This is a genomic window from Amycolatopsis benzoatilytica AK 16/65 (assembly GCF_000383915.1).
GTDB lineage: Bacteria > Actinomycetota > Actinomycetes > Mycobacteriales > Pseudonocardiaceae > Amycolatopsis > Amycolatopsis benzoatilytica.
Map to the genome: position 1 here is coordinate 4,409,082 of NZ_KB912942.1, position 21,857 is coordinate 4,430,938.

At 67.5% G+C, this 21,857-nt stretch carries 18 protein-coding genes and 3 rRNA genes; 11 read left to right on the forward strand and 10 right to left on the reverse strand.

Annotation, left to right across the window (positions count from 1 at the left end; all coding sequences use genetic code 11):
* Nucleotides 1-84: 84 nt before the first annotated feature.
* Genes pdxR through AMYBE_RS0120265 form a run of 3 tightly spaced genes read left to right on the forward strand, consistent with a single transcriptional unit; the run spans nt 85 to nt 3,182 of the window.
* Nucleotides 85-1,476 carry a MocR-like pyridoxine biosynthesis transcription factor PdxR gene (gene pdxR / locus AMYBE_RS0120255; protein ID WP_027927834.1) on the forward strand — a complete coding sequence of 464 codons (1,392 nt, stop codon included), beginning with the start codon at nt 85-87 and terminating at the stop codon, nt 1,474-1,476.
* Nucleotides 1,477-1,524: 48 nt separating this feature from the next.
* On the forward strand, nt 1,525-2,013 hold the full coding sequence (locus AMYBE_RS0120260) for a carboxymuconolactone decarboxylase family protein (RefSeq protein ID WP_020661216.1): 489 nt from the start codon (nt 1,525-1,527) through the stop codon (nt 2,011-2,013).
* A complete protein-coding gene (locus AMYBE_RS0120265; RefSeq protein ID WP_020661217.1) occupies nt 2,010-3,182 on the forward strand; it encodes an MFS transporter in 1,173 nt (390 codons plus the stop codon). Before AMYBE_RS0120260 ends, AMYBE_RS0120265 begins: the two co-directional genes overlap by 4 nt.
* On the opposite strand, the gene AMYBE_RS0120270 is transcribed toward AMYBE_RS0120265, so the two are convergent.
* The gene (locus AMYBE_RS0120270; protein ID WP_020661218.1) at nt 3,149-4,339 is read right to left on the reverse strand and encodes an acyl-CoA dehydrogenase family protein; all 1,191 of its coding nucleotides are present in this window, start codon (nt 4,337-4,339) and stop codon (nt 3,149-3,151) included. The genes AMYBE_RS0120265 and AMYBE_RS0120270 overlap by 34 nt on opposite strands.
* Nucleotides 4,336-5,466: a CaiB/BaiF CoA transferase family protein gene (locus AMYBE_RS0120275; protein ID WP_034288929.1), complete on the reverse strand. Its 1,131-nt coding sequence runs from the start codon at nt 5,464-5,466 to the stop codon at nt 4,336-4,338. Before AMYBE_RS0120275 ends, AMYBE_RS0120270 begins: the two co-directional genes overlap by 4 nt.
* Before the next feature lie 108 nt (nt 5,467-5,574).
* Here AMYBE_RS0120275 and AMYBE_RS0120280 point away from each other — a divergent pair, with 108 nt between their 5' ends.
* The 4 genes from AMYBE_RS0120280 to AMYBE_RS0120295 all read left to right on the forward strand — a co-directional run bounded on the left by AMYBE_RS0120280 (nt 5,575) and on the right by AMYBE_RS0120295 (nt 8,635).
* Nucleotides 5,575-6,321 (forward strand): helix-turn-helix domain-containing protein, encoded by a 747-nt coding sequence (locus AMYBE_RS0120280; protein WP_020661220.1) that lies wholly within the window; start codon nt 5,575-5,577, stop codon nt 6,319-6,321.
* A complete protein-coding gene (locus AMYBE_RS42045; RefSeq protein WP_245573228.1) occupies nt 6,318-7,256 on the forward strand; it encodes a sialidase family protein in 939 nt (312 codons plus the stop codon). Before AMYBE_RS0120280 ends, AMYBE_RS42045 begins: the two co-directional genes overlap by 4 nt.
* Before the next feature lie 60 nt (nt 7,257-7,316).
* Nucleotides 7,317-8,057, forward strand: a complete 741-nt coding sequence (locus AMYBE_RS0120290; RefSeq protein WP_027927836.1) for a thioesterase II family protein — start codon at nt 7,317-7,319, stop codon at nt 8,055-8,057.
* Between the two features lie 98 nt (nt 8,058-8,155).
* Nucleotides 8,156-8,635 (forward strand): nitroreductase family deazaflavin-dependent oxidoreductase, encoded by a 480-nt coding sequence (locus tag AMYBE_RS0120295; RefSeq protein WP_020661223.1) that lies wholly within the window; start codon nt 8,156-8,158, stop codon nt 8,633-8,635.
* Between the two features lie 11 nt (nt 8,636-8,646).
* Here the strand turns inward: AMYBE_RS0120295 and AMYBE_RS0120300 are convergent, their stop codons facing one another.
* The 3 genes from AMYBE_RS0120300 to AMYBE_RS0120310 all read right to left on the reverse strand — a co-directional run bounded on the left by AMYBE_RS0120300 (nt 8,647) and on the right by AMYBE_RS0120310 (nt 11,022).
* Nucleotides 8,647-9,891 (reverse strand): RNA polymerase sigma factor, encoded by a 1,245-nt coding sequence (locus AMYBE_RS0120300; protein WP_020661224.1) that lies wholly within the window; start codon nt 9,889-9,891, stop codon nt 8,647-8,649.
* Nucleotides 9,891-10,274, reverse strand: coding sequence for a YciI family protein (locus AMYBE_RS0120305; RefSeq protein ID WP_020661225.1), 384 nt, complete (start codon nt 10,272-10,274; stop codon nt 9,891-9,893). Before AMYBE_RS0120305 ends, AMYBE_RS0120300 begins: the two co-directional genes overlap by 1 nt.
* Nucleotides 10,275-10,401: 127 nt before the next feature.
* Entirely contained in the window at nt 10,402-11,022 is a 621-nt protein-coding gene (locus AMYBE_RS0120310; protein WP_020661226.1) for an L-threonylcarbamoyladenylate synthase, read from the reverse strand.
* 76 nt (nt 11,023-11,098) lie between these two features.
* On the opposite strand from AMYBE_RS0120310, the gene AMYBE_RS0120315 reads away from it, so the two are divergent.
* The 3 genes from AMYBE_RS0120315 (at nt 11,099) to AMYBE_RS0120325 (ending at nt 13,120) form a co-directional block, all read left to right on the forward strand.
* Entirely contained in the window at nt 11,099-11,824 is a 726-nt protein-coding gene (locus AMYBE_RS0120315) for an MgtC/SapB family protein (RefSeq protein ID WP_020661227.1), read from the forward strand.
* 118 nt (nt 11,825-11,942) lie between these two features.
* Entirely contained in the window at nt 11,943-12,764 is an 822-nt protein-coding gene (locus AMYBE_RS0120320; RefSeq protein ID WP_020661228.1) for a DivIVA domain-containing protein, read from the forward strand.
* Between the two features lie 74 nt (nt 12,765-12,838).
* Entirely contained in the window at nt 12,839-13,120 is a 282-nt protein-coding gene (locus tag AMYBE_RS0120325) for a metal-sensitive transcriptional regulator (protein WP_009081418.1), read from the forward strand.
* A gap of 63 nt (nt 13,121-13,183) precedes the next feature.
* Here the strand turns inward: AMYBE_RS0120325 and AMYBE_RS0120330 are convergent, their stop codons facing one another.
* A complete protein-coding gene (locus AMYBE_RS0120330; protein ID WP_020661229.1) occupies nt 13,184-15,415 on the reverse strand; it encodes a heavy metal translocating P-type ATPase in 2,232 nt (743 codons plus the stop codon).
* A gap of 11 nt (nt 15,416-15,426) precedes the next feature.
* On the reverse strand, nt 15,427-15,633 hold the full coding sequence (locus AMYBE_RS0120335; protein WP_020661230.1) for a heavy-metal-associated domain-containing protein: 207 nt from the start codon (nt 15,631-15,633) through the stop codon (nt 15,427-15,429).
* 113 nt (nt 15,634-15,746) lie between these two features.
* Here AMYBE_RS0120335 and cobF point away from each other — a divergent pair, with 113 nt between their 5' ends.
* Complete coding sequence (gene cobF, locus AMYBE_RS0120340) at nt 15,747-16,508, forward strand: precorrin-6A synthase (deacetylating) (RefSeq protein ID WP_020661231.1); 762 nt, start codon at nt 15,747-15,749, stop codon at nt 16,506-16,508.
* 175 nt (nt 16,509-16,683) lie between these two features.
* Here the strand turns inward: cobF and rrf are convergent.
* From rrf to AMYBE_RS0120355, 3 genes are all read right to left on the reverse strand, one after another.
* Nucleotides 16,684-16,800: ribosomal RNA gene (gene rrf / locus AMYBE_RS0120345) — 5S ribosomal RNA — on the reverse strand.
* A gap of 90 nt (nt 16,801-16,890) precedes the next feature.
* Nucleotides 16,891-20,013: ribosomal RNA gene (locus tag AMYBE_RS0120350) — 23S ribosomal RNA — on the reverse strand.
* A gap of 301 nt (nt 20,014-20,314) precedes the next feature.
* Nucleotides 20,315-21,833: ribosomal RNA gene (locus tag AMYBE_RS0120355) — 16S ribosomal RNA — on the reverse strand.
* The 16S, 23S and 5S rRNA genes sit together here, the layout of an rRNA operon.
* Nucleotides 21,834-21,857 lie beyond the last annotated feature (24 nt).

Below are 21,857 nucleotides of genomic sequence, written 5' to 3' on the forward strand. Positions count from 1 at the left end.
GGCCCCTTCCGGGAATCGGATTCCCGGAAGGGGCCCTTCACGGACTCTCCAGACTCGACCTCTGTCCCGAGCTAAAGTCCGCGCATGAAGCGCGCATCAGTGGCCGACGGACTCGACCTCTTCCTTCCCGTCTCCACCACCCGCCCCGCGCACGCGCTCGAAACCGCCCTCCGAGAAGCCGTAGTGGACGGCCGGCTCTCCGTCGGCACTCGCCTGCCTGCGTCCCGCGCGCTGGCCGCCGACCTCGGCATCGCCCGCAGCACCGTCTCCGAGGTCTACTCCCGCCTGGCCGCCGAAGGCTGGCTCCAAAGCCGGGTCGGCGCGGGCACCTGGATCGCCGGCGCCCCGCAACAGCCCCGGCCGACAACGGCGCAGCATGCCGCTGCCCCGGAGTACGAGCTGCGCGGCGGTCTGGCCGACGCAGGCGACTTCCCCCGTACCCAATGGAGTGCGCAAACGCGGCGCGCACTGGCCGAGATGCCGGTTTCGGCATTCGCGTACGCGCCGCCGGAAGGCGTCCCCGAGCTCCGCGAAACCCTCGCCGGGTACCTGGCGCGCACCCGCGGCGTGGTCGTGACCTCGGCGGAAGTCCTGGTCGGCAGCGGCTTCGGCGATCTGCTTGCGTTGGCCTGCCGCAGCATCCGGGCGCGCGGCGGCAAGCGGATCGCGGTCGAGGAGTACGGGCACGAACGGCACCGGCGCATCATCGGCGAAGCCGGGCTGGAGATCGTCCCGGTCCGCATCGATGCCGACGGCGCGGATCTGGCCGAGGTGAAAGCCGATGCCGCGTTCCTGACTCCGGCGCACCAATTCCCGACCGGCGTACCGCTGTCCCCGGACCGCCGCCGCGCCGCCGTCGAATGGGCGAACGCCCGCGACGCCCTGCTCCTGGAAGACGACTACGACGGGGAATTCCGGTATGACCGCCGCAGCATCGGCGCGCTGCAGGCGCTGGCCCCGGACCGGGTCGTCTACCTGGGCACGTCCAGCAAAGCCCTCGCCCCCGCGGTCGGCGTCGCCTGGGCAGTCGCCCCGCCCGAGTTCCTTCCGGACCTGGTGCGGCAGCGCACGCTCAGCGGAGTCACCCCGAGCGGACTGCACCAGCAAGCCCTCGCCCGGTTCATCGAGTCCCACGAGTACGACCGCGCCGTCCGCCGCCGCCGCGCCACCTTCCGGACCCGCCGCGAACTGTTCGCCCGCCTCCTCGCCGAACGCGTACCGGACCTGCGGCCGGGCGGCTTGGCCGCGGGCCTGCAATGCCTCGTCGAGTTGCCCGGCCAAGCCGCCGAGGAACGCACCGTCGCCGCGGCTCGCCAGTTCGGCGTCGCCCTCGAAGGGCTGTCCGGCTACCGCGCTCCCGGCGGGGACGAGACCCGCGCCGGAGTCGTCATCGGCTACGGCGCGGTGTCGTCCGCGCGCGCCGCGCGGGCGCTCGCTCTAGCCGCGGACGCACTGGCAAATGGTCTGAGTTCTTAGCTTCGGATTGGCCAGGAACTCGGTCCATTCGCGCCCTAATCTGAGTCCATGACCACCACGAAAGACGCCCTCGTCACGATCCCCCAGCGCCTCGATTTCGACGCTCTCGCCCCGATTTTCTCCCGAGCGATGAGCACGCTCGACGACGCCGCGACCGAGCAGCTCGACCAGGCCGGCATCGACCACGGCCTGCGCGAACTGGTCCGGCTGCGTGCGTCGCAGATCAACGGCTGCGCCTACTGCGTCGACATGCACGCCCGGGCCGCGCGCAAGGCCGGCGTCTCCGCCCAGCGGGTCGACGCGATCGCCGCCTGGGCGGAGTTCGGCCTGTTCACCGCCGCCGAGCGAGCCGCCTTCGCCCTCACCGAGGACGTCACCCGCCTCGCCGAAACGCACGTGCCCGAAGCGACCGTCACCGAAGCCGTCGCGGCGTTCGGCGAGGAAGGAACCGCCGCACTGGTTTCGCTGCTCACCGCGATCAACATGTGGAACACGGTCGGCGTGACCACCCGCTGCTGGTCGGTCAGCCCGGCATGAACAACGCGCGCACGGCGATCCGACGGCTCGCCACCGCACAAGCCCTGACGTCCGCGGGGGACGGCGCGGTCCTGGGGGTATCCGCCGTCCACTTCACCACCCGGGTCGGCCTGCCGGCCGGGATCGTGGCTCTGGGCCTGTCCCTCGGCGCGGCGACCAGCCTGACCACCACGGTTCCGTTCGGAACCCTGCTGGACCGGATCGGCGCCCGCCGAGCTCTCGCCGCCGCGACTGTCGCGGCGGTCGCGAGTCTGCTGCTGTTCGCCGTGGCGCGCAACGTTTCCACCTACATCGCCGCGTGCGCGCTCTTCGCCTGCGGGCAGAGCGCGCTCGCGGCGGGCCGGCAAGCCGTCGTCGCGACGGTGGTGGCCCCGGAAGGCCGGGTCCGGGCCCGCGCGGTGCTGCACACCGCGGTGAACATCGGCATCGGCGTCGGATCCGGCCTCGGAGCTCTGGTTCTCGCCTCCGGTGCCAACGCCGGCACGGTGTTCGCCGTCGATGCCGGGTTGTTCCTGTTCGCCACCGCGCTCTACCTGCACGCCGGACCGGACGCCCCCGCCGAACGCCAGTCCGGCTGGCCCGCCCTGCGCGACCGCCGCTACGTGACGATGACGGTGCTGGCCGCGGTAACCCAGCTGACCATGCCGATCCTCAGCGTCACCCTTCCGCTGTGGATCGTCACGCGCGGATCCGCTCCACAATGGACGTCCGCGATCGTGCTGCTGGCCAACACCGTCCTCGTCGTCGTGCTGCAATTGCCGATCAGCCGCCAGGTGCGCGACGCCCGGACCGCCCGCCGCTCGCTGGCTTTCGCCGGCCTGTTCCTGATCGCGGCCTGCGCGGTGTTCGGCTCGCTCGGCGCCACCAGCCAGCCGGTAGTCGTCGCGCTGATCGGCGCGCTCCTGCTCACGCTCGCCGAAACGACCGCGTCCGCCGGCTGCTGGCATCTCGCGTTCAGCCTCGCTCCCGAAGGGCACCAAGGCCAGTACCAGGCCCTGTTCGCCACCAGCACCGCGCTGGCCCGCATCACCGGACCGATCGTGCTGGTCCCGCTGGTGCTGACCTTCGGCTTCCTCGGCTGGACGCTCGCCGGGCTCGGCATGCTGACCGCGGCGCTGGCACTCGCCGCGATGGCTCAGCGGAACGCGGACTGCCCGGTGATCGCCTGACCCAGCACCAGCGTGTGCATCTCGACGGTGCCCTCGTAGGTCAGCACCGATTCGAGGTTGTTCATGTGCCGGATCACCGGGTACTCCAGGGAAATCCCGTTCGCGCCCAGGATCGTCCGGGCGGTGCGGCAGATCTCGATCGCCTCGCGGACGTTGTTGAGCTTGCCGATGCTGACCTGCTCCGGCCGCAGCGCACCGGCGTCCTTGCGCCGTCCCAAGTGGACAGCCAGCAGCAACGCCTTGGTGTATTCCAGCGTCATGTCGACAAGTTTCTGCTGGGTCAGCTGGAACGCCGAGATCGGCTTGCCGAACTGCGTGCGGTCCTGGGCATAGGACATCGCCGCGTACAGGCAGGACCGGGCCGCGCCGACCGAACCCCACACGATGCCGAACCGGGCTTCGTTCAGGCAGCTCAACGGTCCTTTGAGGCCGGTCACCTCCGGCAGCACCGCGTCCGCCGGCAGCCGTACTCCGTCCAGGACCAGTTCGCTGGTGATCGACGCGCGCAGCGACAGCTTGTGCTTGATCTCCGGCGCGGAGAAGCCCGGGGTGTCGGTCGGCACCACGAACCCGCGAACGCCCTCGTCGGTCTGCGCCCACACCACCGCGACGTCGGCGACGCTTCCGTTGGTGATCCACATCTTCCGGCCGTCGAGGAGCCAGTCGCCGCCGTCGCGCCGGGCGCGGGTGCGCATGCTGGCCGGGTCGGAACCGGCGTCCGGTTCGGTCAGCCCGAAGCAGCCGATCGCGTCGCCCGCCGCCATCCGCGGGAGCCACTCCTGCTTCTGCTCCTCCGAACCCCACCGCCAGATCGCGAACATCGCCAGCGAGCCCTGCACGGACACCAGCGAGCGGATGCCCGAGTCGGTCGCCTCCAGCTCCAAGCAGGCCAGGCCGTACTCGGTCGCCGACATCCCGGCGCAGCCGTAGCCCTCCAGGTGCATTCCGAGCACGCCCAGCGACCCGAGGTCCTTGGCCAGGCCCCGGACGTCCGGCAGCTCGCCGCGCTCGAACCAGTCGCCGACGTACGGGTCGATCCGCTCCGCACAGACCTTGCGGACCGCGGCCTGGATCGCCTTCTCGTCGTCGGTGAACAGGTCGGCCAGCCCGGCGGGGTCGCGCGGGTCCAGCGGCGGCAGGGATTTCGTGGCGCTCATTTCTTCTCCTCTGCGAGCCAGCGGCGAATCTCGTCGCTGTGCTGCCCCAGCCGGGGCGGGGCGGTGTAGCGGGCGACCGGCGTCTCCGAATAGCCGATCGGATGGCGGACCTGCGGCGGCGCGCCGTCGCCCACCGGCACGGTCGGCGCGAGGCCGAGCGATTCGGCGAGCCGGAACCCGTCGGCGAGATCCCCGACCGGCCCGGCCGGCACGCCGGCTTCGGTCAGCTTCTCCGCCCATGCGGCGACGGTGTCGGTCCCGAGCCGGGCCTCCAGCGCGGCCCGGAGTTCCGGGCGGTTGCGCACGCGCTCCGCGTTCGTCGCGAATCGCGCGTCGCCGGCCAGCTCCGGCACGCCCAGGACTTCGGCGAGCTTGCCGAACTGCCCGTCGTTGCCGCACGCCAACGCGAGCACGTCGTCCTTGCACCGCAAGGTTTCATACGGCGCGATCGACGGATGCGCGTTGCCCATCCGCCGCGGTGCGATGCCGGTGGCGAGGTACGCGGACGCCTGATTCGCCATCGAGCCGAGCAGGCTGGACAACAGGTTCACCTCGACCTGCTGCCCGCGCCCAGTCGCCTCGCGGGCGCGCAACGCGGCGAGAATGCCGATCGTCGCGTCCTTCGCCGCGAGCACGTCGACCAGCGCGACACCGACCTTGGCCGGTTCTCCGTCCGCCGCACCGGTGATGCTCATCAGACCGCCCATCGCCTGCACGAGGAAGTCGTAGCCGGGCAGATCCGCGTCACCGCCGAAGCCGGACACCGAGCAGTACACAATGCCGGGATTGTCCGCGCGCACCGACTCGTAGTCCAGGCCGCGCCGCCGCAGCGCCCCCGCGCGGAAGTTCTCCACCAGCACATCCGCGCGGCGAGCCAGTTCGCGCGCCAGCACCTGGTCGCCCGGGTCGCCCAGGTCGAGCACCACGGACCGCTTGGAGCGATTGGCGCACTCGAAGTAGGAGCTGGAGTGCGCCGTCCAGGGCGGTCCCCAGCCGCGGGTGTCGTCGCCGGACCCCGGCCGCTCGACCTTGATCACGGTCGCACCGAGGTCGGCCAGGTTCACGCAGGCCAGCGGACCGGCCAGCACCCGGCTGAAGTCCGCGACGACGACCCCGTCCAGCGGCATGTCCACGACGACACCTCCTCGCTACGCATACTGGCATCAAAATACGTATTTACGCAACACCCTGGCGCGGGTAAAGTTCCCGATCACCCTGAGGAAAGAAAGCACCCGATGCCGACGCACCCCACGCCGGACGGCCGCCCGAGGCCGCACCACCGGATGATCGACCGGGTGTCGACCATCCTGGACCGGGCCGCCCGCTCCCGGAACGGGGTCACGCTCACCGAGTTCGCGCGGGAGCTGGACGCGCCGATGAGCTCGATCCAGGGCCTCGTCAACGGACTGGTCGCGACCGGGTACCTCGACGAACACGACCGCCGGTACACCCTCGGCCCGGCCCCGTTCCTGCTCACCCGCCTCGCCGGCCGCCCCACCGTGACGACGGTGACGCACGAAGACCTCGAAGCACTGCACGCGGAAACGGGGATGACCGCGGTGCTGGCCATCGTGGTCGGCAGCGACCTCTATTACGTCGACTACGCCTCCCACGACCCGCGGTACGCATACCTCGCCGAAGGCTTCGTGCGCCGCTCCCCGATCCGGACGTCGACCGGCTGGGTGCTGCTGGCGGCGATGGAGAACCGGGACCTCTGGGCGCAGATCGCCGCGCTGCCGCCGGGCGACGCCGAACTGGTCGAGCGTTTTCTGCAGGCCTTGCCGCGAATCCAGTCCGAACGGCTGGCCGCCGCCCCGAACGCGTCGACGGAGGCGGACGGCGTGTCGGTCGCGGTCGTGGAGAACGGGCGGACCGTCGCCGCGGTCGGGATCATGGGCAGCCACGCCGAGGTGGGCGAGCGGAAGGACGAGCTGATCGAGGTGCTGGGCCGGCATCGGCTCGGGTGGCGGTCGCGCGGGTGACGCCGGCCTCCCGCGACGGCGGCTGCACCTGGAGCCCCCTGCAGGTAGTGGACAGCAACGGCGATGGCACCGCCGGAAACCCGGCTCCGGTAGCAGCACGCAACGGCGACCTCGTCCTGCTGACCGTCCACAACGGACCTGTCAGCGAGCGGGACATCATGTCCGGCACCGTGTCCGAGCAAGACACCCGCCGGGTCTACGTCCGCCGCAGCACCGACAACGGCCGCACCTGGAGCGCGGCCCGCGATCTCACCGCGACGACGAAACTGCCGTCCTGGCGCTGGTACGCCACCGGTCCCGGACACGCAACGCTGCTGAAGCACGGCCGCTACGCCGGCCGGATCGTCGTTCCGGCCAACCACTCCGCCGCGCCGCCGGCGGGTTCGCCGGACGTCGGCACCGAAGCCAAATATTACGGCGGCCACGACCTCTACAGCGACGACGACGGCCGGACCTGGCACATCGGCTTCGTCGACGCCCCGCAGGACGGCGTCATCGCCCCCAACGAAACCACCGCCGCCGAACTGCCAGACGGAACGGTCTACTTCTCGAGCCGCAACCAAGGCTCCGCTCCCGACCACCGTCTGGACGCCTACAGCACCGACGGCGGACGCACCCTGACCCGCCCTTACCAGGTCCAGCCGGCCATTTCCGGCCCGAAGGTCGAAGGCAGCGTCCTGCAAACGACCGACCGCCGCGTCCTGCTGTACTCGGGCCCGTCCGACTCGACGATGCGCAAGACGATGCAGTTGCGCATCAGCCAGGACGGCGGCCGGACCTGGCATCCCGGCCGGACCCTGACGCCGTCCCCGGCCGGCTACTCCGACCTGGTGCAAGCCGACCGCAGCACCGTCGGCGTCCTGTACGAGACCGGTGCCACTGGCCCGTACGAAAAGATCGAATTCGCGCGCGTCGCGCTCCGCGACGTGCAGTAGCTGCTCCTCGGTACGGCTTCGCCGATCGTCGGCAGCCCGTTGCCCGGTAGGGTCGCGGGCATGAGGGACCCGTGGCTACGCCGCTTCCACCCCGCCGACGACGCTCCCGCCCGTTTGGTGTGCCTGCCGCATGCGGGCGGCTCGGCCGCGTTCTTCCACTCGATGTCGAAAGCGATCGCCCCCGCCGCGGACGTGCTGGCCGTCCAGTACCCCGGCCGGCAAGACCGGATGGCCGAGCCCGCTCTGCGCAGCATCCCGGAGTTGGCGGACGCGATCACCCAGGCGCTGGCGTCCTGGTTCGACCTGCCGGTGGTGCTGTTCGGCCACAGCATGGGCGCGACCGTCGCCTATGAAGTGGCTCTGCGGCTGGAAGCCCGAGGCGTCTCCCCTGCCGCGGTGGTGGTTTCCGGCCGCCGCGCCCCGTCCCGGCTGGTCGAGGAAGACGTGCACCTGCGGGGAGACGACGCCCTGCTGGCCGAGATCCAGGCCCTGGACGGCACCGACCCGCGCGTCCTGCAGGACCCGGAACTGCGCGAGTTGATCTTGCCGGCCTTGCGAGCCGACTACACGGCGATCGAAACGTACCGCCCGAGCCCCGGCCCGCTGAAGGCCGCGCTGCACGCCCACACCGGCGACGCGGACCCCCACGCCCCTGTCGCCGACGTGGAGGCTTGGTCGGCCCACACCACCGGCGACTTCACGATCACTACCTATCCGGGCGGGCATTTCTACCTGGTGGACCAGGCGCCGGCGCTGACGGCTTCGCTGCTGAAGCTGACCGGAGCAGCCGCCCAGGCCTAGTTTTCGGGGATGACCGGCCGACCGGCGGGGCTTCCAGTGCGGTTCAGGGGCAGCCCGCCTGCCAGCCGCGGCCCGTCCCGCCCCGTAGGCTGCCAGCCATGGAACTGCGCAGAGTCTTCGCCGGTTTGGGCCGCAGCAAAGCATTCGCCGCCTTCGGCCAGGCGATGATGCCAGCGGACCGGCTCCTGCTCCGCGTCACCGGCGGCCGACTGGGCGTAGGCGCGGCAGTCGGGTTGCGCACTCTTCTGCTCACCACGATCGGCCGCACGACCGGCGAGCCGCGGCAGGTCCCGCTGCTGTACGTCGAACGTCCGACCGGCTACGTCGTCATCGGCTCGAACTGGGGCGGAGAACGCCATCCCGCCTGGACCGCGAACCTCCTGTCCCACCCCGACGCGACGATCTCCGTCCACGGCCGCACCGTGCCCGTGCGCGGCCGGCTTCTGCAAGACCCCGAACGACAGGAGATGTGGGACGCCGTCGCTTCCTACTGGCCGGCTTACGACCGTTACGCCGAACGCGCCGCACACCGCGAGATCCGCGTCTTCCTCCTGGAACGGACGGACCGCACCGGCTGACCGGGCGGGCCCTACTCTCCAGGTGTGCGGAACCTCGCCGCCTTCGCCCGGAGATATCGCCGTTCCGGCATGCTGCTCGTGCGTTGCGCCGCACGCAGGTAGTGCTCGCGCGCTGCCGACGTCTCGCCGGCCAGCTCGAGCAGGTGCGCGCGCACCGCATCCAGCCGATGCCCCTGCGTCAGCCGCGCGTCGCCTTCCAGCGTCGTCAACAGCTCAAGAGCTTCCGCAGGGCCGTTGACCATCGCGACCGCGATCGCCCGGTTCAACCTCGTCACCGGGCTGGGCGCGAGCTGTTCGAGCAGGGTGTAGAGCTCGAGAATCTGCGGCCAGTCGGTCGAATCGGTACCGGCCGCCTGGTCGTGCAACGCCGCTATCGCCGCCTGCACTTGATACGGCCCCACCGGGCCGCGACCCAGGACCCGGTTCACCAGTTCCAGGCCCTCGACGATCAGCGACACTGTCCATTGTCGACGGTCTTGCTCGGCCAGCGGCGTCAGCGCCCCGTCCGGGCCGGTGCGCGCCGGCCGCCGCGCGTCGGTGAGGAGCATCAGCGCGAGCAAGCCGGCAACCTCGCCGTCGTCCGGCAGCAACGCGTGCACTGCGCGCGTCAGCCGGATCGCTTCCTCGGACAGCTCGACCCGATGCAAGTCCTCGCCGGACGTCGCGGTGTATCCCTCGTTGAAGATCAGATACAGCACATGCAGCACGACCTGCAGCCGGGCCGGCCAGTCCGCGGCGGACGGCGGCGCGAAAACCGAGCCTGCCGCCGCGACGCTTTCCTTCGCTCGCGTGATCCGGCGCGTCATGGTGGCCTCCGGAACGAGGAACGCGCGAGCGATCTCAGCCGTCGTCAACCCGCCGACCGCGCGCAACGTCAGAGCCACCTGGGAGCTCGGAGTGATCGCCGGATGACAGCACAAGAACAGCAAGGTGAGCGTGTCGTCCTCGGCTGGCAGCTGCTCGTCCTCTGGTCCGGGGACGACCGCGGTCAGCGCGACCTCCTGCACGGCGGCGGTTTCCTCCCGCCGCCGACGCGCGCTCTCGCTGCGCCAGAGGTCAGTGAGCCGACGGGTGGCGACCGTCAGCAGCCAAGCCCGGGGATTGTCCGGTACCTCGCCCGCGGTCCATTGCTCGATCGCCGCGAGCACGGCTTCCTGCACCGCGTCCTCGCACGCTTCGAACTGCCCGTACCGCCGCACGAGCGTCGCGAGCACCTGCGGCACGAGCGGCCGCAGCAGCTCGCCGGCGTCCGTCATCAACCGAGGTCGACGTCGGTTTCCGCGTCAGCGAAGTACGCCACCGGCCGGACCTCGATGCCGAGCCCGTCGATAGCGGCGTCCGGAATCATCGCGGCGACCTCGATCGCCCGGTCCCGGCTCTCGCACTCGACCAGGTAGAAGCCGGCCAGGAACTCCTTCGACTCCGCGTACGGACCGTCGGTGACCGCCGGTACCCCGCCGCGCACCCGCACGACCGCGCTGTCGTCCGGCCCGCCGAGCGCCTGCGTGTTGATCAGCTCTCCGGACGCCCGGATCTTCGCGATGAAATTCGCGTGCCCGTCCATCACCCCCTGCCGGGTCTCCTCGCTCAGCCCCTCCCAGACGGCGGGGTTCATATGCATCGTCAGCAGGAACTTCACGGCGTCTCCCCCGGTAGGCGGTCCAGGCACGCCCCAACCTAGCGGAGCCGTGCGGCGATGCCGTCGAGCAGCCGGGCGTGCCGAGCACGGCAAGCTCGTCCGGCAGGCACAACGATGCCGGCCCAGGTCACTCGAACCGGGACGGGTCCCCCGCCCCGTACCGCACGATCTCCGCCTCGCCGGAGGAGAAATCGATCACGGTGGTGGGTTCCACGCCGCAGTCGCCGGAGTCGAGGACGGCGTCCAGCACGTGGTCGAGTTCTTCCTTGATCTCCCAGCCCTGGGTGAGCGGTGCGCCGGAGTCGGGCAGCAGCAGCGTGCTCGACAGGATCGGCTCGCCCAGTTCGCCGAGCAGCTCCTGAGTCACCACGTGGTCGGGGATCCGCACGCCGACGGTCTTCTTCTTGGCGTGCAGCAGCCGCCGCGGCACTTCCTTGGTGGCCGGGAGGATGAACGTGTACGCGCCGGGCGTGCTGGCCTTGATGGCCCGGAACACCGCGTTGTCGACGTGCACGAACTGGCCGAGCTGGGCGAAGTCCTGGCAGACGAGCGTGAAATGGTGCCGGTGGTCCAGTTTGCGGATGGTGCGGATCCGCTCCATCCCCTGCTGGTTGCCGATCTGGCAGCCGAGCGCGAAGCACGAGTCGGTCGGGTACGCGATCAGCCCGTCGTTGCGCAGGATGTCGACCACTTGGCCGATCGCGCGGCGCTGCGGGTTCTGCGGATGCACGTCGAAGTAGCGGGCCATTGCCCGAGCTTAGGCGCGGTCGCCTGGCCGGGCGCGCGGACTCTCCGGGAGCCGGGCAGAGTACAGGAGAGGAGGTATGTCCGTGCACGCTCTCTGGTCCACCGGCGAGCAGTGGGAACTGCTGCCGCCGGTTTTGCTCGCGCTGCTGCTGAGCACGGTGATCGGTATCGAACGCGAGGTCGGCAACAAGCAGGCCGGCCTGCGTACGCACACGTTGGTCGGCGTCGGGTCGGCAGTGTTCATGCTGGTGTCGAAGTACGGCTTCGCCGATCTGCTCGGCATCGAGCACGTCGCGCTCGACCCGTCCCGGATCGCCGCGCAGATCGTCTCCGGCATCGGCTTCGTCGGCGGCGGCTTGATCTTCGTGCGGCGCGACGCGGTGCGCGGCCTCACGACCGCCGCGACGGTGTGGCTCGCCGCGGCGGTCGGTGTCGCGAGCGGGGCCGGGCTGCCGGTGCTCGCGGTCGCGACCACTGCCGGGCTGGTGGTGATCACTCGCGGGTTCCCGCCGCTTTCCCGGTTCGTCGCACGCCATCGCCGGCAGCCGCCGGTCCTTCGGCTGAGCTACGCCGACGGACACGGCGTGCTGCGCTCGGTACTGACCGCGTGCACCGACCGGGGCTGGGCGGTGCACCGGGTCGCCGTCGATCGCGAAACAGTTTCCGAAGAGGGACAACGGATCGCGGTGGTCACACTGATGCTGCAGGGGCGCGGCGATCTTCCCGAGCTCACCGCGGAACTGGCCGAATTGCCCGGCGTGCGAAGCACTGCGACCGGCACGGAGGATCCGCTCGAAGATTGACCGGACCGGACGTCCCCGGATCGCCGGACTTCAGGCACACTGGAGGCAACGCGGAATTTCCCGGTGCGGCAAGAAAAACGAGCGCCGAGGAGAAACCATCCAAATGGGAGGTGAGAGCATGGCCCCCGTCGGTGGCGAGGACCTGACGTCCGTCCGGCCGTCCTTCGAGTCGGCATGGCGCGGCTACCAGCGCGGCCAGGTCGACGAATTCGTGGCCTGGGCGCAGGACGAGTTCCGGCGGCTGGCAGCCGAACGCGACGCCGCGGCTCGGCGCGCGGACGAACTGGCCGAGCGCAATCGCGAGCTGCGCGCGACAGTCGACCGGATCAGCCGCACCCCGATCGAACCGGACGCGCTGCAGGAACGCTCCCGCCGGATGGTCGAGCTGACCCGCGAGGAAGCCGCGGAAATCGTCTCCCGCGCCGAAGGCGCCGCCGCGCGGATCGTCTCCGACGCGAAAGCGGAAGCCGTCCGTCTCACCGAAAAGGAACACGCGCTGGTCGAAGCCGTGGTCGAGGACCGCGCGCGACAGCGGCGAGAACACGAAGATCTTCTCCGTCGCGCGGCCGAGGAACGGGCAGCCGCGGACGAAGCAGCCGCGAAAGAACGACGCCGGCTGGAAGAACACCTCACCCGCACACTGGCGGACCGCCGCGCGGACGCGCTGCGCGAGATCTCCGACCGCACCGCCGCCGCCCGCCTCGAAGCCGACCAGGCGGTCCGGGAAGCAGCTGACCATTCCGCCCGGATCGTCGCCGACGCGGAGCGCAGAGTCTCCGAACTCGTCGCCGTCCAGCACCGGGTCAAGACCGCGCTGCGCGGTGCCCGCGAACTCCTGGCCACGGCGAACGCCGAGCTAGCACCGGACGGCACTCCGGTGCCGAACCAGCGCCGGACGTCCGCGGTCACCGAGGTCCCGGAGACGGCCGCCGCCGGCTGAACGCCGGACCCGGATACACCGGGCGGGTATCATCGGTGGTGAACCACGGGGATGCGAGAAGGGGAAGATGCGCGATGACCGGCTACGGCAGTGAACGAGAGGCATATCTCAAGCGCCTGCGCCGGATCGAAGGCCAGATCCGCGGCTTGCAGCGCATGGTCGAAGAAGACAAGTACTGCATCGACATCCTGACCCAGGTGTCCGCGGCGACGAAGGCGCTGCAGTCGTTCTCCCTCGAACTCCTCGACGAGCACTTGGCGACCTGCGTGGTCCAAGCCGCGGCAGCGGGCGGCGAAGAGGCGGACCTCAAGGTGCGCGAAGCCTCCGACGCGATCGCCCGGCTCGTCCGGTCCTGACCTGGGCCGACCGACCCGAAGGGCCGGCGGCGACACAATCCGCCACCGGCCCGGTCTCCAGGGTCACCCAGCCCGGAACCGTCGCAACCGCAAGCTGTTCGACACCACGAACACCGACGAGCACGCCATCGCCCCCCCTGCGATCATCGGGTTGAGCAGGCCGAACGCCGCCAGCGGCAAGGCCGCGACGTTGTAGGCGAACGCCCAGAACAAGTTCCCTTTGATCGTGCCGAGCGTGCGTCGGGAAAGCCGGATCGCGTCTGCCGCCGCGCGCAGATCGCCGCGGACCAGCGTCAGGTCGCTGGCCTCGATCGCCGCGTCCGTGCCGGTGCCCATCGCGAGCCCGAGGTCGGCCTGCGCGAGTGCGGCCGCGTCGTTCACGCCGTCGCCGACCATCGCGACGACTCGGCCCTCCGCCTGCAGCCGCTTCACTACGGCGACCTTCTCGGCCGGCAGCACCTCGGCCACGACTTCGGAGATGCCGGCGGCATCCGCGATCGCCTGAGCCGCGCCCGCGTTGTCGCCGGTCAGCAAGACCGGCCGCAGGCCGAGCGACCGCAGTTCGGCGACCGCCTGCGCCGACGTCGGCTTGATCGTGTCGGCCACGACCAGTACGCCCCGTGCCACGCCGTCCCACGCGACGAGCACCGCCGTCGCGCCGTGTTCTTCCGCAGCGGACTTCATTTCGGCCAGCCGTTCGTCGACGTCGACGCTCCGGTCCGCCAAGAACGCCGCGCGACCGGCGAGCACCGGCAGCCCCTCGACCAGTCCGGAAACGCCCAGCCCCTCCGCGTTCCGGAACTCAGTCGCCGGCGGAAGATCCCCGACGCGCGACCTCGCGCCCTCCGCGATCGCCTGCCCGACCGGGTGCTCCGACGAGTCCTCGACCGCGCCCGCGTATCGCAACAACTCGCTCTCCGTGACACCGTCGCCGACGTGGACGTCCACCAGACTCATCCGCCCAGTCGTGACCGTGCCGGTCTTGTCCAGCACCACGGTGTCGACGCGACGAGTCGACTCGAGCACTTCCGGACCTTTGATCAGGATGCCGAGCTGTGCGCCCCGGCCGGTCCCGACCAGCAGGGCGGTCGGCGTCGCCAGCCCCAGCGCGCACGGGCAGGCGATGATCAGCACGGCAACCGCGGCCGTGCCCGCTTCGGCAGAGTTTCCGCTGGCGACTAGCCACGCGACCGCTGTAGCCACCGCCAAGACCAGCACGATCGGCACGAAGACCGCCGACACGCGGTCCGCCAGCCGCTGGACCGCGGCCTTGCCGTTCTGTGCCTCCTCGACGAGCCGCGCCATCTGCGCGAGCTGGGTATCCGAGCCGACCCGGGTCGCTCGAACCGTGATGCGCCCGCCGACGTTCACTGTCGCGCCGATGACGCCGTCGCCTGTCGCGATCTCGACGGGCACCGATTCACCGGTGACCGTGCTGACGTCGACAGCCGAACTGCCCTCCGTCACCACCCCGTCGGTGGCGATCTTCTCGCCAGGCCGCACCACGAAGGTGTCCCCGACCCGCAGCCGCTCGACCGGGACGCGCTGCTCGCGCCCGTCTCGCAACACCGCCACGTCTTTCGCCCCGAGTTCGAGCAACGCCCGAAGCGCGGCACCGGACCGCCGCTTCGATCGCGCTTCGAAGTATCGGCCGGCGAGGAGGAACGTCGTCACCCCGGCCGCGACCTCGAGGTAGATGTTGTCGACCCCGGAGCCGGCGGAAACGCCGAACTCGAACCCGTGCCGCATCCCGGGCATGCCCGCAGTGCCGAAGAACAGCGCGTACAGCGACCAGAGGGTGGCCGCCGAGACGCCGAGCGAGACCAACGTGTCCATGGTCGCCGCGCCGTGGCGCAGGTTCGTCCAGGCGGCGCGGTGGAACGGCCACGCTCCCCAGACCACGACCGGTGCCGCGAGGGTCAGCGACAGCCACTGCCAGTTGGTGAACTGGAGTGCGGGAACCATGGCCAGCAAGACCACCGGGGCGGTCAGGACCGCCGAGTACACGAGTCGGTCGCGCAGTGGCCGGGTTTCGTCCTGCTCGGCCGTCTCGGCCGTCTCCGGTTCCGGCGCCCGCGCGGTGTAGCCGGTCGCTTCCACGACGCCCACCAGATCGTCGACCGACACCGTGGAGGGGTATTCGACGTGCGCCTTCTCCGTCGCGTAGTTCACGCTCGCAGTGACGCCCTCGACCTTGTTGAGCTTGCGCTCGACGCGAGCAGCGCACGACGCGCAGGTCATCCCCCCGATGACGAGTTCGATCGACTGCGCCGGGGCGGGCGTCGTGGTGCTCATGTCACTCCTTGTTACGCGACGACCTGGTAACCGGCCTCCGCGACGGCGGCCTCGACGGCTTCGCGCGAAAGCGGCGCGGCACTGCTTACCTTCACCGCACCCGTGGCGAGGTCGACATCGACCGCCTGGACGCCGTCCAGGCCGCCGACCTCCTCTTTCACCGACGCGACGCAGTGCCCGCAGGTCATGCCCTCGACCGTGTAGATGGCTTCAGTCATAGCCTTGCTCCTCATGGTGCTCTCGACTACTGACTCCTTTATACCCCTAGGGGGTAGGAACGGCCAGTCGACCCAGGAGTGAGGCCGGTTACCCGTCAGGGGAGACTGCGTGGATGCGGAAGATCTACGCGATCGGGATCGGCGCCGGCGACCCGGAACACCTGACCGTCCAGGCGGTCGACCGGATGAATCGCGTCGACGTGTTCTTCGTGCTCGACAAGGGCAGCGCGAAGGCCGACCTGGTTCGGCTCCGGCAGGACATCCTCGATCGGTTCGTCAGCCGGCCTGGGTATCGCGTCGTCAGCGCGAAGGACCCGGACCGGGACCGCACTCCCGCGAACTACCGCACCGCGGTCGCCGACTGGCATCAGCTGCGGACCGACGTCTACGAGCGGCTGATCCGCGACGAGCTGGCCGACGGCGAGACCGGCGCGTTCCTCGTGTGGGGCGACCCGGCGCTGTACGACAGCACGATCGCGTTGATCGAGGCAGTGCTGGCGCGCGGGAACGTGGCGTTCGACTACGAAGTGGTGCCGGGGATCAGCAGCATCTCGGCGCTCGTGGCGCGGCATCGCACGACGATGAATCAGATCGGCCGCGCGGTGCAGTTGACGACCGGCCGCCGGCTGGCAGAGGGATGGCCGGAGGATGCCGACGACGTCTTCGTGCTGCTGGACGCGCATACGACGTTCGACCAGTATGCGGATCGGGGGCTGTGGATCTACTGGGGCGCGTACGTAGGGACGCCGGACGAGATCCTGCGGTCCGGCCCGTTGGACGCGGCGCTGGCGGCGGAGATTCGGGAAGTTCGGGCTGCCGCTCGGGAGCGCCACGGGTGGATCATGGACACCTACTTGCTGCGGCGGCCGGAGTGAGGCGGTTCGGCTGATCCGGACGTGGCGAAGGCCGGCCCCTGGGCATGACGAAGGCCCGGTCCCCTGGGTGGGGCCGGGCCTTGCTTGTTCGAGCGTGGTCGTGGATGCATGAAAAAAGCTGGGCCCCGGGAGAACCTGTTGGGGGTTCTCGACCGGGACCCAGCCTGTTGGTTGAGTTCGGCGGTGTCCTACTCTCCCACAACCCTTCGGTTGCAGTACCATCGGCGCAATCAGGCTTAGCTTCCGGGTTCGGAATGGGACCGGGCGTTTCCCTGACGCTAAAACCACCGAAACACTCCGAAACAACACACACCCGCCACCCGGTATCCGGTGACAGCCGGTGTGGTGTTTCAGAACCGTAGAGTGGATGCGCAACATCTTCGTAGGCAAGTCCTCGGCCTATTAGTACCAGTCGACTCGACAACACATTACTGTGCTTCCATCTCTGGCCTATCAACCCAATCGTCTCTTGGGGGCCTTAACCCACAAAGGGGTGGGATACCTCATCTTGGAACAGGCTTCCCGCTTAGATGCCTTCAGCGGTTATCCCTTCCGAACATAGCCAACCAGCCATGCCACTGGCGTGACAACTGGCACACCAGAGGTCCGTCCGTCCCGGTCCTCTCGTACTAGGGACAGCCTTCCTCAAGTATCCTGCGCGCGCGGCGGATAGGGACCGAACTGTCTCACGACGTTCTAAACCCAGCTCGCGTGCCGCTTTAATGGGCGAACAGCCCAACCCTTGGGACCTACTCCGGCCCCAGGATGCGACGAGCCGACATCGAGGTGCCAAACCATGCCGTCGATATGGACTCTTGGGCAAGATCAGCCTGTTATCCCCGGGGTACCTTTTATCCGTTGAGCGACACCCCTTCCACCAGGAGGTGCCGGATCACTAGTCCCGACTTTCGTCCCTGCTCGACATGTCTGTCTCACAGTCAAGCTCCCTTGTGCACTTGCACTCGACACCTGATTGCCAACCAGGCTGAGGGAACCTTTGGGCGCCTCCGTTACTCTTTAGGAGGCAACCGCCCCAGTTAAACTACCCATCAGGCACTGTCCCTGAACCGGATCACGGTCCGAGGTTCAGATTCCCAATCCGACCAGAGTGGTATTTCAACAACGACTCCACCCGAACTAGCGTCCGAGCTTCACAGTCTCCCACCTATCCTACACAAGCCGAACCGAAAACCAATACCAAACTATAGTAAAGGTCCCGGGGTCTTTCCGTCCTGCCGCGCGTAACGAGCATCTTTACTCGTAATGCAATTTCGCCGGGCCTGTGGTCGAGACAGCCGGAAAGTCGTTACGCCATTCGTGCAGGTCGGAACTTACCCGACAAGGAATTTCGCTACCTTAGGATGGTTATAGTTACCACCGCCGTTTACTGGCGCTTAAATTCTCAGCTTCACCCACCGAAATGAGTTAACCGGTCCTCTTAACGTTCCAGCACCGGGCAGGCGTCAGTCCATATACATCGTCTTGCGACTTCGCATGGACCTGTGTTTTTAGTAAACAGTCGCTTTCCGCTGGTCTCTGCGGCCAACCACAGCTCCACCCGCAAAGGGGTATCACCGCGCTTGGCCTCCCTTCTCCCGAAGTTACGGGGGCATTTTGCCGAGTTCCTTAACCACAGTTCACCCGATCGCCTTGGTATTCTCTACCTGACCACCTGTGTTGGTTTGGGGTACGGGCCGTGCATGCACTCACTAGAGGCTTTTCTCGGCAGCATAGGATCACTCGCTTCACCTCAAACGGCTACGCATCACGTCTCAGCCTCNTGNNANNCGGATTTGCCTNNNTNNCGGCCTACACGCTTACACCAGGACAACCATCGCCTGGCAGAGCTGCCTTCCTGCGTCACCCCATCGCTTGACTACTACGGAATCAGGTCCCACGCTCCACACGACGCCTCCGTCCGAAGACTTCGACGCCGGCTTCGGGTGGTTAGTGTCAACCGCCTCGCCATGGGCGCACATGCTCGGGTACGGGAATATCAACCCGTTGTCCATCGACTACGCCTGTCGGCCTCGCCTTAGGTCCCGACTTACCCTGGGCGGATTAGCCTGGCCCAGGAACCCTTGGTCATCCGGCGGCAGAGTTTCTCACTCTGCATTCGCTACTCATGCCTGCATTCTCACTCCCGCACCCTCCACGACTGGCTTCCGCCGCCGCTTCACCGGATGCAGGACGCTCCCCTACCCATCAACACGACTGGACGCCCGCCTCAAGGACGAACGCCGATCTAAAGTGTCAATGACACAGCTTCGGCGGTGTGCTTAAGCCCCGCTACATTGTCGGCGCAGGACCACTTGACCAGTGAGCTATTACGCACTCTTTCAAGGGTGGCTGCTTCTAAGCCAACCTCCTGGTTGTCTGGGCAATCCCACATCCTTTCCCACTGAGCACACACTTAGGGGCCTTAGCTGGTGTTCTGGGCTGTTTCCCTCTCGACGACGAAGCTTATCCCCCGCCGTCTCACTGCCGCACTCTCACACCACGGTATTCGGAGTTTGGTTGATTTCGGTAACCCGGTAAGGCCCCTAGACCATCCAGTAGCTCTACCCCCGCGGTGAAACATGCGACGCTGCACCTAAATGCATTTCGGGGAGAACCAGCTATCACGGAGTTTGATTGGCCTTTCACCCCTACCCACAGCTCATCCCCTCAGTTTTCAACCTAAGTGGGTTCGGGCCTCCACGACGTCTTACCGTCGCTTCACCCTGGCCATGGGTAGATCACTCCGCTTCGGGTCTAGACCACGCGACTACAACCGCCCTGTTCGGACTCGCTTTCGCTACGGCTACCCCACCCGGGTTAACCTCGCCACGCAGCACTAACTCGCAGGCTCATTCTTCAAAAGGCACGCCATCACCTCAACGGCTCTGACGGCTTGTAGGCACACGGTTTCAGGTACTCTTTCACTCCCCTCCCGGGGTACTTTTCATCTTTCCCTCACGGTACTCGTCCGCTATCGGTCTCCAGGAAGTATTTAGGCTTACCGGGTGGTCCCGGCAGATTCACAGCAAATTCCACGAGCTCGCTGCTACTCGGGAACACCGCCAAGGCTCATGCAACTGGTTTTCGCGTACGGGGCTCTCACCCACTCCGGCCGCCCGTCCCAAGGCGTTCCACTAACCAGCACATCAACCCGAGAATCTGTCAGAATTCTCAAGGCAGGTCCCACGACCCCGACCACACAACCCCTGACAGGTATCACATGCAATCGGTTTAGCCTCTTCCGCTTTCGCTCGCCACTACTCACGGAATCACGGTTGTTTTCTCTTCCTGCGGGTACTGAGATGTTTCACTTCCCCGCGTTCCCTCCACACCGGCTATATATTCACCGGCGGGTAACACCACATCACTGGTGCTGGGTTTCCCCATTCGGAAATCCTCGGATCACAGCTCGGTTGACAGCTCCCCGAGGCATATCGCAGCCTCCCACGTCCTTCATCGGCTCCTGAAGCCAAGACATCCACCATGTGCCCTTAACAACTTGACCACAAAGATGCTCGCATCCACTCTACAGTTCTCAAACACCACACCAGAAACAACGTGTGTTGCCTCAGGACCCAACAGCGCGCCAGCGAACAAGAACCCGCCCGGATCCGCGGCCGCCGTTCCACGCGAAGCCGAAGCCCCGCAGTACTAGGTCGGCGGCATCACCACCGCGAGAACCCGTAACCAGTAGTTCCACAATTCCTTGAGCAACCCGGACGGAAACACATTCGGCTTCCGAGCCCGAGCCACCCCGCGCCCTGGTTCCGGGTATCCCGGGGACGCGGATGTGTTGTGCTCCTTAGAAAGGAGGTGATCCAGCCGCACCTTCCGGTACGGCTACCTTGTTACGACTTCGTCCCAATCGCCAGTCCCACCTTCGACCACTCCCTCCCTTGCGGGTTGGGCCATGGGCTTCGGGTGTTACCGACTTTCATGACGTGACGGGCGGTGTGTACAAGGCCCGGGAACGTATTCACCGCAGCGTTGCTGATCTGCGATTACTAGCGACTCCGACTTCACGCAGTCGAGTTGCAGACTGCGATCCGAACTGAGACCGGCTTTAAGGGATTCGCTCCACCTCGCGGTATCGCAGCCCTCTGTACCAGCCATTGTAGCATGTGTGAAGCCCTGGACATAAGGGGCATGATGACTTGACGTCATCCCCACCTTCCTCCGAGTTGACCCCGGCAGTCTCCCACGAGTCCCCGCCATGACGCGCTGGCAACGCAGGATAAGGGTTGCGCTCGTTGCGGGACTTAACCCAACATCTCACGACACGAGCTGACGACAGCCATGCACCACCTGTACACCAACCACAAGGGAAGCCCCATCTCTGGGGATGTCTGGCGCATGTCAAGCCCAGGTAAGGTTCTTCGCGTTGCATCGAATTAATCCACATGCTCCGCCGCTTGTGCGGGCCCCCGTCAATTCCTTTGAGTTTTAGCCTTGCGGCCGTACTCCCCAGGCGGGGCGCTTAATGCGTTAGCTACGGCACGGACAACGTGGATGTCGCCCACACCTAGCGCCCAACGTTTACAGCGTGGACTACCAGGGTATCTAATCCTGTTCGCTCCCCACGCTTTCGCTCCTCAGCGTCAGTATCGGCCCAGAGACCCGCCTTCGCCACCGGTGTTCCTCCTGATATCTGCGCATTTCACCGCTACACCAGGAATTCCAGTCTCCCCTGCCGAACTCAAGTCTGCCCGTATCGACCGCACGCTCCACGTTAAGCGTGGAGATTTCACGGCCGACGCGACAAACCGCCTACGAGCTCTTTACGCCCAATAATTCCGGACAACGCTCGCACCCTACGTATTACCGCGGCTGCTGGCACGTAGTTAGCCGGTGCTTCTTATCCAGGTACCGTCACTTGCGCTTCGTCCCTGGCGAAAGAGGTTTACAACCCGAAGGCCGTCATCCCTCACGCGGCGTCGCTGCATCAGGCTTGCGCCCATTGTGCAATATTCCCCACTGCTGCCTCCCGTAGGAGTCTGGGCCGTGTCTCAGTCCCAGTGTGGCCGGTCACCCTCTCAGGCCGGCTACCCGTCGTCGCCTTGGTAGGCCATTACCCCACCAACAAGCTGATAGGCCGCGGGTTCATCCTGCACCGCCGGAACTTTCCACCACCNANGATGCCNCCNNTGGTCNTATCCGGTATTAGACCCAGTTTCCCAGGCTTATCCCAGAGTGCAGGGCAGATTACCCACGTGTTACTCACCCGTTCGCCACTCATCCNCNNCCGAANCNGNTTCAGCGTTCGACTTGCATGTGTTAAGCACGCCGCCAGCGTTCGTCCTGAGCCAGGATCAAACTCTCCAACAATGCTGTAAAGTTCGATCGAGACTA